A 17,107-nucleotide genomic window follows, 5' to 3' on the forward strand; every position below is an offset into this window, starting at 1 on the left:
TTTCCCCCTTTTAACCAAATTTACCAGAAATGTAATCTTCTGTTTGTTTTTCTTTTGGATTTAAAAATACTTTTTTCGTGTCATTAAATTCAATTAAATCACCTTGTAAAAAGAAGGCCGTTTTATCAGAAATCCGTGATGCTTGTGACATATTATGTGTCACCATAATCATGGTATATTTCTCTTTTAATGTTAACAGCATGTTTTCAATTTTACCACTAGAAACTGGGTCCAAGGCGCTAGTTGGTTCATCTAATAAAATAATATCTGGTTCCACAGCTAACACACGAGCGATACAAACCCGCTGTTGTTGTCCACCAGAAAGTGAAAGTGCACTTTTGTGAAGTTTATCTTTGACATCCTCCCAAACGGCAGCAGCTTTCAAACTGGTTTCAACTGCTTCATCTAAGACTTGCTTGTCTTTGACTCCTTTTAGGCGCAAGCCATAAATCACATTTTCATAAACTGAAAATGGAAATGGATTAGGCTGTTGGAAAACCATGCCAATTTCTTTACGTAATTCAACGTTATCTGTTTTCGGTCCATAAATATCTTTTCCTTTATAGACAACACTTCCAGTAATAGTTACGTCTGGGATTAAATCATTCATACGATTCAAGCAACGTAAATACGTTGATTTCCCGCAACCAGAAGGACCAATCATGGCAGTTAATTCTCCTTGATTAAAAGTTAAATCAATGCCTTTCAATGCTTCTTTTTTCCCGTAATATAAATGTAAATCTTTTGATGAAATAATTTCTTTGCCCATCTTGCTCCTCCTAACCAAAATGTCCTGAAACGTAGTCTTCCGTTGCTTGAATTTTTGGTCGTGTAAAGATTTTTCTTGTATGGTCGTATTCAATGACTTTGCCCATATAGAAGAAAGCTGTATAGTCACTAATCCGCGCCGCTTGTTGCATGTTATGTGTCACAATGATGATCGTGTAATCATCTTTTAAATTCACTAACGTTTCTTCAACCGTTCCTGTTGAAATCGGATCTAACGCGCTTGCCGGTTCATCTAACAATAGAATATCTGGTTTCATCGCAATTGCCCGAGCGATACACAAACGTTGTTGTTGCCCACCAGAAAGAGCCAAGGCGCTTTTGTTTAAGTTATCTTTCACTTGATCCCAAAGTGCGGCTTGCTTCAAACTTGTTTCAACGATTTCATCTAATTTTTTCTTATCCTTTTCACCATGCTGTTTCAATGCGAATGTGATATTTTCATAGATAGATTTACTAAATGGATTGGGCCGCTGAAAAACCATGCCAATGCGTTTTCTCATTTCGTAGACGTCCACTTCTTTCGTATTGACATCGACATCTTTATACATGATTTTTCCAGTAACACGTGTATTGGCAATGCCATCGTTCATACGATTTAGCGAACGTAAATACGTGGATTTACCGCAACCAGAAGGTCCAATTAAGGCGGTTATTTTGTTCTTTTCAAATTGTAAATCAACACCTTTGATAGCCTCATTGTCCCCGTAAAAGACATGTAAGTCTTCCGTGTGTAACGCAATTGGGTCTTTTTGGCTATCTAGTTGAAGTAAATGGGTATCATTTAAATTGTATTCTTTCATGTTAATTCCCCTAACATTAAGCTGATGTCATTCTCTTATAAAGACGGTTGCCGATAAAACGAGCGCCGAAATTGAAAAGTAAAACTACTAAAATTAACACAGCGGAGGCACCTGCTGAGACCGCAGCGCCATCTGGCATCGTACCTTCAGTATTAATTTTCCAAATATGCACAGCCAACGTTTCCGCTTGACGGAAAATACTAATTGGACTTGAAACGCTCAACGGATTCCAATTACTGAAATCTAAGGCAGGTGCGCTTTGTCCTGCTGTATAAATTAGCGCAGCGGCTTCACCGAAAATCCGACCAGAACTCAAAATAACCCCTGTCAAAATTCCTGGTAACGCTTCTGGCAAAATAACTTTTTTAACTGTTTCCCAACGTGAAAGACCTAAGGCTAACCCCGCTTCACGCTGTGTATAATGAATGGCTTTCAAAGATTCCTCAACATTTCTAGTCAATAATGGTAAGTTAAAAAATGTTAATGCTAACGCACCTGATAAGATTGAAAAGCCATATCCGATTTGTACAACGAAAATCAAGAAGCCGAACAGCCCCACAACAACGGAAGGCAATGAACTTAAAATTTCAATCGAGGTACGAATTAAATCAGTTAACCAATTCTTTTTCGCATATTCCGATAAGTAAATTCCAGCACCTAATGAAATTGGAATACTAATAATCATTGTAATCAATAGTAAATATAGTGAATTGAAAAGCTGAATACCAATCCCACCACCAACTTGATACGCTCTGGATGGTTGTGTTAAAAATTCCCACGAAATATGTGGAATTCCTCTAGCTAAAATGTAAATCAGTAAGGCCGCCAAAATTAAAACAATGACGCCAGATACGGCATATAAGATACCTGTTGCGATTTTATCTGCTTTTTTTGCATTCATTATTTTAAGGCTCCTCTCTTACCGATAATTCGGATAACAATGTTGAATAGTAAAGACATCAACAATAGAATCAAGGCTAAAGACCAAAGAACGTTGTTTTCAACTGTTCCCATAATTGTATTCCCAATCCCCATTGTCAAAATACTTGTTAGTGTCGAAGCTGGTGTTGTCAAACTAGTTGGCATCACAGCTGCATTTCCGATTACCATTTGGATTGCTAAGGCTTCACCAAACGCACGAGCCATACCAAAGACAACCGCAGTTAAAATACCAGGCACAGCTGCCCGCAAGACAACTTTATAAATCGTTTGCCAACGCGTAGCACCAAGCGCCAACGACGCTTCACGATAATGTCTAGGTACAGCTTTTAGCGCATCCACGGTCATTGTAGTGACCGTTGGTAAAATCATAACAAATAGTACAAATGTACCAGCTAAAATACCGAAGCCAGTTCCGCCAAAGATTGAACGGACAAAAGGAACAATGACAGATAAACCAATAAATCCATAAACAACAGAGGGAATCCCTACAAGTAATTCAATAACTGGTTGTAAAAATTTCGCTCCTTTTTTAGGTGAAATTTCTGTCATAAAAACAGCCGCTCCAATCGCAAATGGCGTCGCAACAATCGCTGACAAAAACGTTACAATAAAGGAACCCGCAATCATTGGTAAAGCCCCAACCATGGGTTTACCGTCTGCGCCGATATCACTTGGGTTCCAGTTTGTTCCAAATAAGAAATCAAACACGTTAATCTTATCTTTAAAGAATGTAGCAAGTCCTTTACTTGCAACAAAATAGAAAATTGAAACAACCACTGCTACAATTAAGGCAATACATAGGAAACTAATAAATTTCCCTCGTTGCTCCATCTTGGCTCTTTTCGATTTTGTTAATAATTTTTTCTGTACATCTTCCAAGAATATTTCCTCCTCAAACAATCCAACTTTTACAGATAAAAATAGTGTACCTTTTTTACATCAATTTGTTTTTAATAACATGTAAATTTTATGTTAAGTTTGTAAATTTTGTGTTAAGAGAATTATTTAATGACATTTCCTTGCCAATCCCGTTCAATTTCCATTTTCGAAACAGGAATATACCCTAATTGACCAATCACACGTTCTTGGATATCATCTGACAACATAAAGTCTAAAAACTCTTTGGTTAAATCACTTGGATTTTTACGAGTGTACATGTGTTCATAAGACCAAATAATCCATTTATTGTTCATTACATTTTCATCTGTTGGCTGAACACCATCAATACTTAACGTAGCTACTTCATCAGTAACATATGAAAATGCGGTATAACTAATCGCTCCTGGTGTATCAGAAACAATGGAACGAACCATGCCACTGGAATCTTGTTCTTGCGCACGAATGGCTGTTTTATCTCCCAAGACCCACTTTTCAAAAGTCGCACGCGTACCACTACCGGCCGCTCTATTCAAAATAACAATTTTTTGATCTTTTCCGCCAAGTTCTTTCCAGTTTGTTACTTCACCTAAAAAGATTTTCTTTAAATTTTCCATTGAGATATCTTTGACACCGACATTTTTGTTAACGATTGGTGTAATCCCAACAACAGCAACTTTATGATCAATTAAGTCTTCCGCTTTGATGCCCTTTTTCTCTTCTGCAAATAAATCAGAATTACCAATGTCTACCGCGCCAGATTGGACTTGACTCAGACCTGTTCCGCTTCCGCCACCTTGGACATTAATAAATCTTCCCGGATTTTGGCTTTGATATTCCTCACTCGCTGTCTCTACTAATGGTTGTAAAGCTGATGAGCCTACCGCTGTGATGGATTCACCACGATCAATCCATTTTGCACATCCTGTCAAAGTAAGTATACTTGCCAAACCAATAAATAATAGCAATCTTTTTTTCATCGATTCATTATTCCTCCAATTAATTTCAATCCATTCTATTTTACCATTATATGTAGGACTTGAAAATTATAAGTTATCAATTTGTTGGTACAACTGAGAAAACTCTTAAATTAAATAACAAAAAGTATCTGAAGAAGCCAATTTGGCTGTTGCTTCAGATACAAATAATTATGCTAGAAAGATGACTATATTTAAGAATTTAGTGGGGATGGCTTTTTTGAAAATTATTGGGAGTATAAAAGCGAGTTCGTACATCCAACCTACTTCCTTATTGTTTTACTGATAAGAAATTATTGAGAGTACAAAAACCAAACGGCAATCATGTTCTCTTTTGCTTCTGTTTTACTGATAAGAAATTATTGAGAGTACAAAAACACTAATCAAAGTTTTCCTTACAATCATTTTGTTTTACTGATAAGAAATTATTGAGAGTACAAAAACCCATTTACAGACGAAACAGTACCTGCTCCAGTTTTACTGATAAGAAATTATTGAGAGTACAAAAACGCCAGAAGTTCGAGAAAATTTGAATTTATTGTTTTACTGATAAGAAATTATTGAGAGTACAAAAACCAGGACTAGCTCCATGTTCAAAATCTAATGGTTTTACTGATAAGAAATTATTGAGAGTACAAAAACCTCAAATTTAAAATTTGAAATCTCATTAATAATCCTTTTGATAAAAAATATAACTTTACGCGGTTAAAATTCCAGACTCAATCTTTCCGCAATAACCGTTCGCGAAAATATTGTTCTTCCAACACAGTGAGCTTTTCCATCGACGTCTCGACACACTCACTATTGTCATCTAGCAATTCCTTCAACAATTTTAATAATATCATATCTTTAGGTAAAAGATAATTTTTTGTATACTGATCCCCAACAAAATGACAGACTCGATAAAAAGCATCAATTAGTTGTTGATTTGTCCAAGAGAGTTGATCTGGATAATGTCGCTCGATACTTTGACGAAAAACATCAAAAACTGGCAACTGCTGATACTTATCATATAACAAAATCGTTTTCTCAACATCTTCCTCCGTATACGGTAAAGGTAAGCTTCTATTACTAAAAATAAAAAACTTCAACTGCTTTGTTTCTTGAGCCAATTTCTTTAACTGCTGAAAGAGATAATGAATTGATTCCATCTCCAAAAAACTTTCTGGATTTGTAATAACAAGCCAGACAGGCTGTTCTCTTCGGCTGATACTCCGTTGCAAGAGATAAATAAATTCAGCCAACAATTCCCCTGTATCCATCATTTCTAGAGGCAACGATAGGCCATTTTCTAAATAGTTTAATGACAACGAATACTTCAAAATATCCTGAAAATTCATTTCTAAAAAATGCGGTTCAATATTCGTTAAATAATTATTTAATTTATCATTCATTAAATTTTCTAGTTTTAACAACTGATCATTTAAATTGCTCATTTGATTTGTAATATCAAAATCATCTTGTAAATAAAGTAATTCCTGATGAAGTAACGTACCTTTGATAAAATTCATTTGTTGAAAAATACTTGTATTGTCCTCTAAAAAGTAAAAATCAATACTCTTTGCCTTTAACTTTTTTTCTTCTAAAAAAATTTCAATACCGTTATCTCCATAGACTGATTCTTCTAAGTCACTTAACGCTTTTTGTTTCGCAAACCGTTTTAATGTCCGTAATATTTTACGACGCCATTGATTTTCTCCTCCATAAAAAAATACATAATCTTCCAAAGAAAATTCAATAAATTGTTGATACTGATATTCCAAACGAATTTGTTTCATTAAATCACCACCAAGCGGCGAACACCAACTACTTCTTCTTGATGACTACGACTGCCCGCCAATAATAGCATATCTTGAAACTGAATTTCTGAAACATACAACAATCGCACATTCCCTGAACGTGGTACTTTTCTCTTTAAAATTGTTTCATATTTTTTTAACGCACTACGATTGGGCAAACTCCGATAATAAATAGAATACTGCAACATAATAAATCCATTTTCCAGTAAATTTTTTCTAAAAATTCGGTATTCTTTCTGCTCCTGTTTCGTTTCAAAAGGTAAATCAAATAAACACATTAATCGCACGACTCCTAAACTCACTTCCCCTCACACTCCAACATATTTACCAAATGAATTTTCTGAACGCTTTCAAAATCACCTGTTTCCATTGCTTTCACAAAAGCAGCCACATATTCAGACATTGCTTGGTTCATATAAATTTTTTTGTTTTTCACCTTAATCTTTTGATGTAAAAATTCCACCAAGGTTAAACGACTATGATAGGTTAAATACTTTTCATTCTTTTTCAATATCGTTTGATGAATATACCAATCCATTAATGGACGAAAAGGTTCTATTAAGTCATCAACTAGGTTAAACGAATTATATTCATTTTTATGGAAAATCCCTAACATCGGTAATAATCCTAACGCTACCACGCAACGGGCCATTTGTGCACGAATAACTGCATAGCCATAATTCATACAGGCATTCGGTAAGCACTCTTCTTCACGAGTAAAACCCACACCATACAATGAATGAAAATATACTTTTGCAACATGTCCTTCACGATTCGTTGTATCCCCTGGTAAAATTCCTTCACTAAGTTTTTCTAAGACTTCCACTCGTTCTGAATCTGTTCCTAAATATTTCGCAACTGCAATTTGATTCTGAATTTTTTGTGTTACGATTTCGCACCATGCTACTTGTTTCTGTTCTTCTTTCCAATTACTTTGCCAGATTGCTCGTTTCGCACTGCGATGATACTGACCAATACCAAGAAAAACACCTACAGGCATGAACGTATTATCACAAATCACGGTATCAATATGATGTTGTGCGAACTTCGCTAGTAACCGTGTAGTGATAACTGTCTGGTCGCCTTCTAAAATTACACTTTCAATATCTGTCAAAGGAATGACATATGTATTCCCTTCTTTTATCACTTCTAAATTATCTAACTTTACTTTTAATTTCTCACCATTTTTTACAAAAACTGTTCGAAATCCCAACAACATTTCCTCCTTTTTAATAAAAAACCGCCCTACATATGTAGGGCGGTAAATTCGGCAAGATGCCTTATTTTTGTAGATTCTCAATAATTTCTTATCAGTAAAATTATTAAAGACGTGTTTCGTCAAACACGGTAGTCCGTCGACTACAATTAAAGATTACTACAAAAACGCTAATCATGCAACCCTTTTCTTTTTGTTTTTTCCTTTTTATTTAATAATATTCTTTGGTTCTTTTTCATAAAATAGATAATGTTTCTTTCCTAAAATATCTGTATTGAATTTTCGTAACTTTTTGCCTTCTTTGCCATATTTAGCAATATTTAAATTGATGGCTCCATTATTATAAGGTTTTTGCTTAAATTGATTTTCTGCTGGCATTATTTCTTGCTCTAACCCTTTAAAGTTAATACTATTAGCACTTTGGAAATTATAAAAACGCACATCATAGCGTTGGCTATCTTTCCATTCAATTTCCAAACCATCATTTTTTTGTAAAGAAAAACAGAAACGCACCACTTGTCCTTTTGTCTGTTCGGCGACTTTTTTCATGTATTCTTTTTCTGTGATTCCATACTTACCTTCCACAAAACGTAAGTCAGAATAATATAGTTGTACTGTATAATAAGCCTTAGTTTCTAAATCTTGATAAATATCGTAGCGATATGGTTTTAAACTTTGTAACGTAACTTTGCGACCATTTTTAGTTTTTTCAACAGGTCGTCCTTGTGAATCCTTGGTGATATTAATATGTTTATTCAATTTACCGTCATAATACTTCAAACTACGAATAAGTGGTCCATTGTTTTTTTTCGCATATTTCTGAATCGCTGGAATATCATTTTCTTCACAGTAAACAGCAAACGGTGAACGTTTAACACGCTTTACCTTACCATTTTTTTCTTCCACTTCTTGAAAATCAGGAGTTGTTTCTGCTATAGACAACAATCGTTCATAGGTCTTTTCGTCAAGATCTTTCATTAAAAGTTTATCTTGTTTTTTCTTGAAGGCTTCCCAACCATCTAACGTGTAAATGTCTTTGATTTTACCAATTGTGTACTCGTCAGTCGTTATTTTTTGTTTACCACTTTTCAGTGTTTTGACTTCCGTTTTCTCTCGAACAGAATAAATAGTGGCATCACTGAGTTTGCGGTTAGCTTTACGATCCACTTGGTGAGAAAATTTAATTCTTGGATGGAGGTTTACTGGCTTCAATTGCTCACGAAAATTAGGCCATTTTACCTGATAGGTTTTTCGTTCATACTTCTTTGATTTTTTGAATTCCCGGTAAGACATTTCATTGACAATTTCACCAGTTTCGAAATCAATTTCACGCATGACTTTTTCACCAGTTTCTTCCTTCACTGCATAGTGATAACGACTAACCTTGACAAACGGAGTGACTGCACACAATGTTGCATCAACGGCATGATGATGATGTGTTTCACGAGTTTTATCTAAGTCAGCACCCCATTTTTTACGTAAAGTATGAGTAAAACTGCCGTTCACTACTCGAACTTTCGTTTCCTGATTCGTAAAAAAACTCTGTAAGGTATTTAAAACTAAACGACTGGCATAACGCGTGTCATTCAGATTTCTAGCTAAAAATTTTTCGACTTGCTCACTGTCAAAAATATTCCGCGTTTCCAATAAATTATTTTCTTTTTTATGACTAAAATGGCGACTTTCCACCCATTTTTGATAGTCATCCCAGTTGCTAAATTTCCCGTTAATTTTTTTGAAAGAACCGTCCATCCATGCATCATATGGTGTTTGTTGTCCTTTGACTTGATTAGCTTTACTTAAAACCAGTACTTTATTATTAATAGAATCATCTAAGCTAATCGAAATTGGAATAATATGATCAATTTCTGTTGAATCACTAACCAATAATTCAGGAGAAATAGGCAGTCCTGTATAGGCACATATGCCATCTTGTTCGTAATAGTATAATAACTTAGCTAAAAAACGACGATTTTTTTGAATGGTCGTTTGAAATTTTTCTTGGCTCCATCCAGACTTTTGCATAAAATAACTTTGGCTGTCATTCTTTCGTTGACTATTCTTTGCATGTAATTCTTTTATTCGTTTTTTTTCATCTTCTTCGTTATCGTCCCTAGGCATTTCAATAGTGATGTAACGAATTTGCTCTTTTCCATATTTTACTAACAAAGCATCTATGACTTTGAAGGCTTGGCTCACTGTTTTGTTCACCGTTGGATTATAAATTTCTGCCAAAACATCTTTTGTTGGTAATTTTTTATATTCACTATAACGTTTTCTAACATCTGACTTTAACTGAAACTGTTCTAAGAGTGTATTTTGTTCTGAAGTGGCGTTCATTAGTTCTGGAATTAATAAGTGTAATGTTTTTAAAGAAAAACGATGCCACGATTGCGTGCTAATACTTTGGCTTAATTCTTTGTAGCGATCCAAAACGAGTAACTTCACAGATTCAGATAATTCAGGCAGTTCAAAAGCTAAAGTATTTTCAATCCCTTCGCGTTCGGTATTTAAGGTTAAAACTTTAGCTAAACAATCGATCGTTTCAGTTGGTAGCGTAGCCAAATCGATTCCTGCTTCTGCAAAAATTTTCCGCCAATTCCGATAACCTTTCAATGTATGAATTTCTGGTTTACCTTTTTTATCCAAACGCCAACCACTTAGTCGTTCTTTTTTCACACCTAGTAATTTAACCACATCATTAACGCCAAAACGAGTAAATTCTTTGGTCATTAATTCTGTTAAAATGTATTCTTTTTGCTCTGACGAAAGTGGCACTTCTCCATCAATTTTTAAATTGGTTAAATCATTGAGTAAATTATATTGTTGTGCAGATAGACTTAAACCACTTGCTCGTAATTCACCTTGAAAGTCTTTGCCAATCAATTTATCAAAAATATTTGTTGCTGGTTCTCCTGTTTTTTGAAAATCAGACCAACGACCATAAGGACTGTTATTGGCTTCATTTCCTGGCCCATGGTAATACGGTCGTTTGCGATAAATTAATCCAGCTTCCTCTGCAATACCAGGCTGTACAAATAACGCAATCCAATCATCTGTCAATTCGTTAGGATAAAAGGCTTGTTGGGTTTTAAGAATGGTTGCCAATTCATTTGCATAAGCAGAAACTTTAAAAACATTTAACTGATAATTACCTTGAACATTGATTCCTGTTTTCACTCGATTATTTTCTTTCAGTCGCTGTAATTGGATTTGACCAGGTGTATATTTTGTTAACAGCTGAGCATTTTTTCTGACTTGTTCTTTATAATCTTGACTTTCTTTCGCTGCTTCCGTATCATCTTCGTCTAAGTAACTAATTCCACGTTTTTTTAAAATGTGAAGAGTCACTTTATAAATTTCTCCTTTGCTTAATGGTTCTGTCAATCCTTTTACTCTTAATTGGTACGGGCAACTATTTTTTAATGATTTATCTTCATAAAATCCAACAGCCGCAAGTATTTTTTTTGCATCTTTTAAGCGATTCGTTTTCCGTCTAATTAAACGACGTCCACCTCGATTTGTGCGTCGTTCTAAATTTTTTTCACTATTTTTCGCACTAAATAAACGGACACCTAAATCAATAACATTGCCTGTCCGTTCATCAATCACTGACCAACCAACACTACTAATCCCTAAATCTAAACCTATACTGTACATGAGAACCTCCTTTAAGCAATGACAATTAATAATTTAATTATACAATATTTTTTGTAAAGGGATACAATTTTCAATAAATAATTTTCAGAAATTTATGATAACTATTATCCCTTTAATTTATCATGATTTAGAAAGAAAAAAATAACAACTTCCACAATTTTAATCTACGGTTATCTGCTTGCGCCAAAATAATATATATGTTTTAAGCAAATGACGATAAATTTTACCATTAGATAGGTCCTTCCGTATGCAAAATCTACTACAGAATTTCCGATGGATTAGTGTGTTGATTATTAACTAAAAAATGACACATAAGTCGAGTCAACTTATGTGTCATTTTTTACTTTTAAGATAGTCTACTGAACAAAAACATTTCTCCCATCCTAGCAATCTCTACGTGATAAATCACTTAGATGGCAAGATCTTTGTCCGCAAAATTAAACTTTTTTAAATTTTCAAGAAACGACGCATTGAAATAACTGAACCTAGTGATCCAATAATCATTCCTGTTGCAATCATTAATAGATTAACTTTCCAGATAAAATCTTCTGGACGAATTAATGAATAATTCGAACGCAATAACTGCGGGTTAAACATGTTATAAACTTGATGGTAGCCTAACGTCATAATAATGACTGGCACGATTGCGCCAATCAACCCAATCCAAGCACCTTCTAAGAAAAACGGCCAACGAATGAAACTGTTTTTCGCTCCTACAAGACGCATAATTTGGATTTCTTTTTGACGAGATAAAATCGTAATCCGAATGGTATTGGAAATTAAGAACACTGCAACGAATAAAAGTAATGCAGCAGCTGCTAAGCCCCAAGTTCGAACGGTTTGAGCGATTTTAAAGATTTTGTCTGAGTTTACACCACCGTAATCGGCTTTAAAAACACTCGGGAATTTAGCTGCTTGTTTCGCAATATCTTTCGTGTCTTCTGGTGTTTTTGCACGGACATAATACACGTCGTATAATGGGTTACTGTCGCCTTCGAAAAGATTCCAGGCATCCCCCATTTGTTCTTGGATTTTTTTCAATTGTTGATCTTTGTTTGAATAAGAAATATCTTCAACATTGTCTAATCCTTTAAGTTGTTTTTCTAATGTTTTCATTTCATTTTGTTTTGTACCAATATCGACAAAGACAGACACTGTCACGTTTTTTTCGATATCATCAGCAAGTTTCGTTGCATTAAAAATAACGCCCATAAAAATACCAACTAAAACTAATGTAATTGTAACCGCACTTGCTGAGGCAACAGTCATCCAACCGTTCCGTTTTAAACTTTTGATACTTTCAAATAAATGAGAAAAGAATGTTCTAATCATCGTAGCCGTATTCTCCTTCCACTTGGTCACGGATAATGCGACCATTTTCAATGGCAATAACACGGTGACGAATCGTATTTACAATTGTACTATTATGCGTTGCCATCACGACTGTTGTTCCTTGTGCGTTAATCCGGTCCAACAATTTCATGATTTCCCATGAATTCTCTGGATCTAAGTTTCCAGTTGGTTCATCGGCAATTAAAACTTTCGGTGTATTTACGATTGCTCGTGCAATGGATACCCGTTGCTGTTCCCCACCAGAAAGTTCGCTTGGAAAAACACGTACCTTATGTTTTAGACCGACTAAATCTAAAACTTCCATCACGCGTTTTTTGATTTCGCGAGGACGTCGTCCGATAACTTGCATCGCATAGGCCACGTTCTCATACACAGTTTTCTTTGGTAATAGTTTATAGTCTTGGAAAACGATGCCGATTTCACGACGTAAATAAGGAACTTCTTTATTTTTTATTTTCATTAAATCATGACCTGCAACTGTCAAATTACCTTTTGTTGCTTTTTCTTCACGATACATTAATCTAATAAAGGTTGATTTCCCTGCACCTGAGGGACCAACCACATAGACGAACTCGCCTTGGTCAATCTCTACTGAAATATTTCGAATCGCTGTTGTACCATTCGAATATTTCTTCATTACATCTTTCATTTCAATCATGGCGTTCTCTCCATCTCTTTTTTCTTCAATCCTACTCATTATAACATGTCAATATTGCAAACTTCTTGCATTAAGTTACATTTTTATTTCAATTTAATGAAGAGCTTAACTTAAGCGCTGTTTTAAGTAGGCATCAATGAAACCATCAAGGTCTCCATCCATCACAGCTTGCACATTGCCAGTTTCGTAATTTGTCCGATGGTCTTTGACCATTGAATACGGATGGAACACGTAAGAACGGATTTGTGAGCCCCAGCCAATTTCCATTTGTTCACCACGTAAACTTGCTGCTTCTTGGGCTTTCTTTTCCATTTCCAATTGATATAATTTGGCTTTTAACATACTCATTGCTTGCTCACGGTTTTTTAATTGAGAACGTTGTGCTTGGCTTGCGACAACGGTACCTGTTGGAATATGTGTGATTCGAACAGCCGATTCTGTTTTATTAATATGCTGACCACCGGCACCACTTGCTCGATAGGTATCAATTTTTAAGTCATCTAGATTGATCGCAATCTCTATTGTATCGTCTAATTCAGGCATTACATCAACTGAACAAAACGAAGTATGACGGCGTTTAGCGGAATCAAAGGGCGAAATCCGCACAAGACGATGGACACCTTTTTCAGATTTTAGGTAGCCATAAGCATTGTAACCTTTGATTAATAAGGTGACACTTTTAATCCCTGCTTCATCTCCAGCTTGGTAATCCAACGTTTCAACTTGGAAACCGTGACTTTCTGCCCAACGTGTATACATTCGTAAAAGCATACTTCCCCAATCTTGTGATTCAGTACCACCGGCACCAGGGTGTAATTCAATTAGGGCGTTATTATGATCATATGGCTCATTTAGTAGTAAGGATAGCTCATACGTTGTTAAACGTTCTTGCAAGAGATGAATTCTTTCTTCCAATTCTTCTTGAATCTCTGCATCATATTCTTCTTGTTGTAATTCAAACATCACCGTTAATTCGTCCAGTTCCTCAGAGAGCTGATGAAATTGTTGATATTTTTCTTTCAAACTATTGGTTTCGTTAATTAGCTTTTGAGCCGTTTCTGTGTTGTCCCAAAAACCAGGTTCTCCCATCCGATTTTCCGCCTCGGCAATGTCTTCTTCTAACTGGTCTAAGTCAAAGAGACCTCCTGAAGCTAGTAATTTTTTGTGTCATTTCGTCTAATAATGTACGAATTTCTGGGTTTTCCAAAATGATTCCTTCTTTCTTTTTATTGTAAAAAGAGCAAAGGCGGGACAAATTGCCCCACCCTGCGTTTTTTCTTTAATTAAGCGTTTCTTCCATGACAATTTTTGAATTTTTTGCCACTTCCGCATGGGCATAAATCATTACGGCCCACTTTTTTATCTACACGCACAGGTTGACGCTTCGCACTTGTGTTGCTTTGTGCAGCTGCATCTTGTTCTGTTTCTGGATGTTCCGCTTGTCCTTGAGCTACTTGCTCACGTTGGACATTTTGGCGAATTTCCGATTTCATGAATAAACGTGTTACTTCATATTCGATTGAACCCACCATATTGTTATACATAGAATAACCTTCTGTTTGATATTCTACTAATGGGTTGTTTTGACCGTACGCACGTAAGCCGACAGATTGGCGTAATTGATCCATTGCATCAATGTGATCTGTCCATTTAGTATCGACGACACGCAAGATGACAACTTTTTCAAATTCTAGCAGTTGTTCTTGACCATTCAATTGTTGAGATTTTTCTTCAAATACTTCTTGCGCACGTGCCACTAAGTAGTCTTTGATTTCTTCAGCTGATTTATTTTCTAAATCTTTTTTAGAAATCGTATCTTCATGGACAAGTGTTGAGGCTGCAAAATCGACAATCCCATCTAAATTCCATTCTTCTTTTTCTAATTGTGTATGGCTATCCACCACTCGGCCAATCGTCCGTTTTACCATGCCCATCAATACATCAGACAAGTCATTTTCTTCCATAATTACTTCTTGTCGTTGTGCATAAATAACTTCACGTTGCTCGCGCATCACGTCATCGTATTGTAAAACATTTTTACGTGTGTCATAGTTATTTCCTTCCACACGTTTTTGAGCAGATTCTACTTGGCGAGTAAACATTTTACTTTGAATAACTGCATCTTCTTCTTGCACATTCATTCGTTCTAAGAATGTTTTAATTCGTTCTGAACCAAAGCGTTTCATTAAGTCATCTTCTAAAGATAAATAAAATTGTGAAACCCCTGGATCCCCTTGGCGTCCTGCACGTCCACGCAACTGATTATCAATACGACGTGACTCATGACGTTCTGTCCCGATAACTGCTAGACCACCTAGTTCAAGTACACCTAAACCAAGTTTAATATCCGTTCCACGACCAGCCATATTTGTTGCAATTGTAACTGCGCCTTTTTGACCGGCATTCATAATGATTTCGGCTTCTTTAAAGTGATTTTTCGCATTTAATACTTCATGAGGAATTTTAGCTGCGTTTAATTTATCAGAAAGTAATTCTGACGTTTCTACCGCAACAGTCCCCACCAACACTGGTTGTCCTTTGTGGTAACGTTCTTTAATATCTTCCACCACTGCATTAAATTTACTTTCTAAGGTTGGATAAAGTAAATCTGGACGATCGTCACGGATAATTGGACGATTGGTTGGGATTTGAATGACTTGAATATTGTAAATTTCACGGAATTCTTCTTCTTCTGTTTTAGCAGTACCAGTCATCCCGGCTAGTTTTTTGTACATCCGGAAGTAGTTTTGGAACGTAATCGTCGCCATTGTTTTTGTTTCATCTTCAATTTCGACGCCTTCTTTTGCTTCAATCGCTTGATGCAAGCCATCAGAATAACGACGACCATCCATGATACGACCAGTAAATTGGTCAACAATTAAGACTTTATTGTCTTGCACCACGTAATCAATGTCTAGTAACATGATATAGTTTGCCCGTAACGCTTGATCTAAATGGTGCGTTAATGCTGTATTTTCAATATCGTAAAGGTTATCCAATCCAAAAGTTTCTTCAGCTTTTTCAATCCCTGCTTCTGTTAAACCAATTGTTTTAGACTGAATATCAATTTTGTAATCTTCATCTTCTTTTAAGCGTTTGACAAAATTATCGGCACGCGTATAGAGTGCTGTCGATTTTTCAGCTTGTCCAGAAATAATTAATGGGGTTCTTGCTTCATCAATTAAGATTGAATCCACTTCATCGACAATTGCATAGTTTAATGGACGTTGAACCATTTGGCTGCGATAAACAACCATGTTATCACGCAAATAGTCAAATCCTAATTCGTTATTTGTACTATAAGTGATATCACAGTTATACGCTTCACGTTTTTCATCAGAAGATTTAGAGTTAATGTTTAAGCCAACGCTTAAGCCTAAGAAATTATATAATTCTCCCATTTCGTTAGAGTCACGGGTTGCTAAGTATTCATTAACTGTAACAACGTGTACTCCTTCGCCAGATAGTGCATTCAAGTATACAGGCATTGTGGCAGTCAAGGTTTTCCCTTCACCTGTTCTCATTTCAGGAATGTTCCCGTCATGAAGCACAATCCCACCCATTAATTGGACACGGTACGGGAATAAACCTAGTACTCGTTTAGCAGCTTCGCGGACAACCGCAAACGCTTCTGGTAATAGTTCGTCTAAGGTTTCCCCTTTTTGATAACGGGCTTTAAATTCATCTGTTTTTTCACGTAATTGTTCATCGCTTAGTTGTTCCATTGCACTTGCATGTGCATCAATTTTATCGGCGATTTTTTCTAATCGTCTTAATTCTTTTTTATCGTTTTCAATCATTTTTTTCAAAAAATTTGCCATTGGTATCTGTGTTCCTTTCAATTACCTCTTTTTATTTTTGTATCCTTTTTGTACAAGAAGCACAATCTATCCGTTTTATTTTATCATTACTTGACGAGAAAGAAAACCATTTCTCTCTATTTTACAGACATTTTCCTTTAAAAGAGAAACTTTTAAAGTTATTTTATGTATTTCTTTATTTTTTCTTTACTCCGTGCTTTAAAGATGTTTAAAGAG

General features: G+C 35.5%; 13 protein-coding genes and 1 CRISPR repeat array. All 13 genes read right to left on the minus strand.

Annotated elements, in window-relative coordinates:
- Positions 1 to 10: 10 nt before the first annotated feature.
- Complete coding sequence (gene pstB, locus IGM13_RS07830; RefSeq protein WP_002357303.1) at positions 11 to 769, minus strand: phosphate ABC transporter ATP-binding protein PstB; 759 nt, start codon at positions 767 to 769, stop codon at positions 11 to 13.
- Between the two features lie 10 nt (positions 770 to 779).
- The gene (gene pstB, locus IGM13_RS07835) at positions 780 to 1,589 is read right to left on the minus strand and encodes a phosphate ABC transporter ATP-binding protein PstB (RefSeq protein WP_002420128.1); all 810 of its coding nucleotides are present in this window, start codon (positions 1,587 to 1,589) and stop codon (positions 780 to 782) included.
- 16 nt (positions 1,590 to 1,605) lie between these two features.
- Positions 1,606 to 2,490: a phosphate ABC transporter permease PstA gene (gene pstA, locus IGM13_RS07840; protein WP_002357300.1), complete on the minus strand. Its 885-nt coding sequence runs from the start codon at positions 2,488 to 2,490 to the stop codon at positions 1,606 to 1,608.
- Positions 2,490 to 3,410: a phosphate ABC transporter permease subunit PstC gene (pstC, locus tag IGM13_RS07845; RefSeq protein WP_002357299.1), complete on the minus strand. Its 921-nt coding sequence runs from the start codon at positions 3,408 to 3,410 to the stop codon at positions 2,490 to 2,492. The genes pstA and pstC overlap by 1 nt, the downstream gene beginning before the upstream one ends.
- Before the next feature lie 122 nt (positions 3,411 to 3,532).
- Positions 3,533 to 4,387 carry a phosphate ABC transporter substrate-binding protein PstS gene (locus tag IGM13_RS07850; RefSeq protein WP_002357298.1) on the minus strand — a complete coding sequence of 285 codons (855 nt, stop codon included), beginning with the start codon at positions 4,385 to 4,387 and terminating at the stop codon, positions 3,533 to 3,535.
- 273 nt (positions 4,388 to 4,660) lie between these two features.
- Positions 4,661 to 5,026: a CRISPR direct-repeat array (repeat unit 36 nt; unit sequence GTTTTACTGATAAGAAATTATTGAGAGTACAAAAAC).
- A 77-nt stretch (positions 5,027 to 5,103) separates the two neighbouring features.
- Positions 5,104 to 6,162 carry a CRISPR-associated protein Csn2-St gene (gene csn2-St, locus IGM13_RS07855; protein WP_002420125.1) on the minus strand — a complete coding sequence of 353 codons (1,059 nt, stop codon included), beginning with the start codon at positions 6,160 to 6,162 and terminating at the stop codon, positions 5,104 to 5,106.
- Positions 6,162 to 6,461 (minus strand): CRISPR-associated endonuclease Cas2, encoded by a 300-nt coding sequence (gene cas2 / locus IGM13_RS07860; RefSeq protein ID WP_002420124.1) that lies wholly within the window; start codon positions 6,459 to 6,461, stop codon positions 6,162 to 6,164. The genes csn2-St and cas2 overlap by 1 nt, the downstream gene beginning before the upstream one ends.
- A 20-nt stretch (positions 6,462 to 6,481) precedes the next feature.
- On the minus strand, positions 6,482 to 7,402 hold the full coding sequence (gene cas1, locus IGM13_RS07865) for a type II CRISPR-associated endonuclease Cas1 (RefSeq protein WP_065420854.1): 921 nt from the start codon (positions 7,400 to 7,402) through the stop codon (positions 6,482 to 6,484).
- A 204-nt stretch (positions 7,403 to 7,606) separates the two neighbouring features.
- Complete coding sequence (gene cas9, locus IGM13_RS07870) at positions 7,607 to 11,059, minus strand: type II CRISPR RNA-guided endonuclease Cas9 (RefSeq protein ID WP_002420122.1); 3,453 nt, start codon at positions 11,057 to 11,059, stop codon at positions 7,607 to 7,609.
- Positions 11,060 to 11,506: 447 nt separating this feature from the next.
- A complete protein-coding gene (gene ftsX, locus IGM13_RS07875; protein WP_002364071.1) occupies positions 11,507 to 12,391 on the minus strand; it encodes a permease-like cell division protein FtsX in 885 nt (294 codons plus the stop codon).
- Positions 12,384 to 13,070 carry a cell division ATP-binding protein FtsE gene (gene ftsE / locus IGM13_RS07880; protein WP_002361935.1) on the minus strand — a complete coding sequence of 229 codons (687 nt, stop codon included), beginning with the start codon at positions 13,068 to 13,070 and terminating at the stop codon, positions 12,384 to 12,386. The genes ftsX and ftsE overlap by 8 nt, the downstream gene beginning before the upstream one ends.
- Before the next feature lie 105 nt (positions 13,071 to 13,175).
- Positions 13,176 to 14,277, minus strand: a protein-coding gene (gene prfB, locus IGM13_RS07885) for a peptide chain release factor 2 (RefSeq protein ID WP_100908286.1) whose coding sequence is annotated in 2 segments (ribosomal slippage) — positions 13,176 to 14,204 and positions 14,206 to 14,277 — 1,101 coding nt in all. Because the reading frame shifts where the segments join, the coding sequence is not laid out codon by codon here.
- Positions 14,278 to 14,353: 76 nt separating this feature from the next.
- The gene (secA, locus tag IGM13_RS07890) at positions 14,354 to 16,891 is read right to left on the minus strand and encodes a preprotein translocase subunit SecA (protein ID WP_002420121.1); all 2,538 of its coding nucleotides are present in this window, start codon (positions 16,889 to 16,891) and stop codon (positions 14,354 to 14,356) included.
- Positions 16,892 to 17,107: the final 216 nt, after the last annotated feature.

Source organism: Enterococcus sp. DIV0561, assembly GCF_050539875.1.
In the GTDB taxonomy this organism is placed as follows: Bacteria; Bacillota; Bacilli; order Lactobacillales; family Enterococcaceae; genus Enterococcus; species Enterococcus faecalis.

Excerpts from the sequence above, each read along its gene's own strand:
- pstB (WP_002357303.1), bottom strand. The coding sequence starts at position 769 with ATGGGCAAAGAAATTATTTCATCAAAAGATTTACATTTATATTACGGG.
- pstB (WP_002420128.1), bottom strand. The coding sequence starts at position 1,589 with ATGAAAGAATACAATTTAAATGATACCCATTTACTTCAACTAGATAGC.
- pstA (WP_002357300.1), bottom strand. The coding sequence starts at position 2,490 with ATGAATGCAAAAAAAGCAGATAAAATCGCAACAGGTATCTTATATGCC.
- IGM13_RS07850 (WP_002357298.1), bottom strand. The coding sequence starts at position 4,387 with ATGAAAAAAAGATTGCTATTATTTATTGGTTTGGCAAGTATACTTACT.
- csn2-St (WP_002420125.1), bottom strand. The coding sequence starts at position 6,162 with ATGAAACAAATTCGTTTGGAATATCAGTATCAACAATTTATTGAATTT.
- cas2 (WP_002420124.1), bottom strand. The coding sequence starts at position 6,461 with ATGTGTTTATTTGATTTACCTTTTGAAACGAAACAGGAGCAGAAAGAA.
- cas1 (WP_065420854.1), bottom strand. The coding sequence starts at position 7,402 with ATGTTGTTGGGATTTCGAACAGTTTTTGTAAAAAATGGTGAGAAATTA.
- cas9 (WP_002420122.1), bottom strand. The coding sequence starts at position 11,059 with ATGTACAGTATAGGTTTAGATTTAGGGATTAGTAGTGTTGGTTGGTCA.
- ftsX (WP_002364071.1), bottom strand. The coding sequence starts at position 12,391 with ATGATTAGAACATTCTTTTCTCATTTATTTGAAAGTATCAAAAGTTTA.
- ftsE (WP_002361935.1), bottom strand. The coding sequence starts at position 13,070 with ATGATTGAAATGAAAGATGTAATGAAGAAATATTCGAATGGTACAACA.
- secA (WP_002420121.1), bottom strand. The coding sequence starts at position 16,891 with ATGGCAAATTTTTTGAAAAAAATGATTGAAAACGATAAAAAAGAATTA.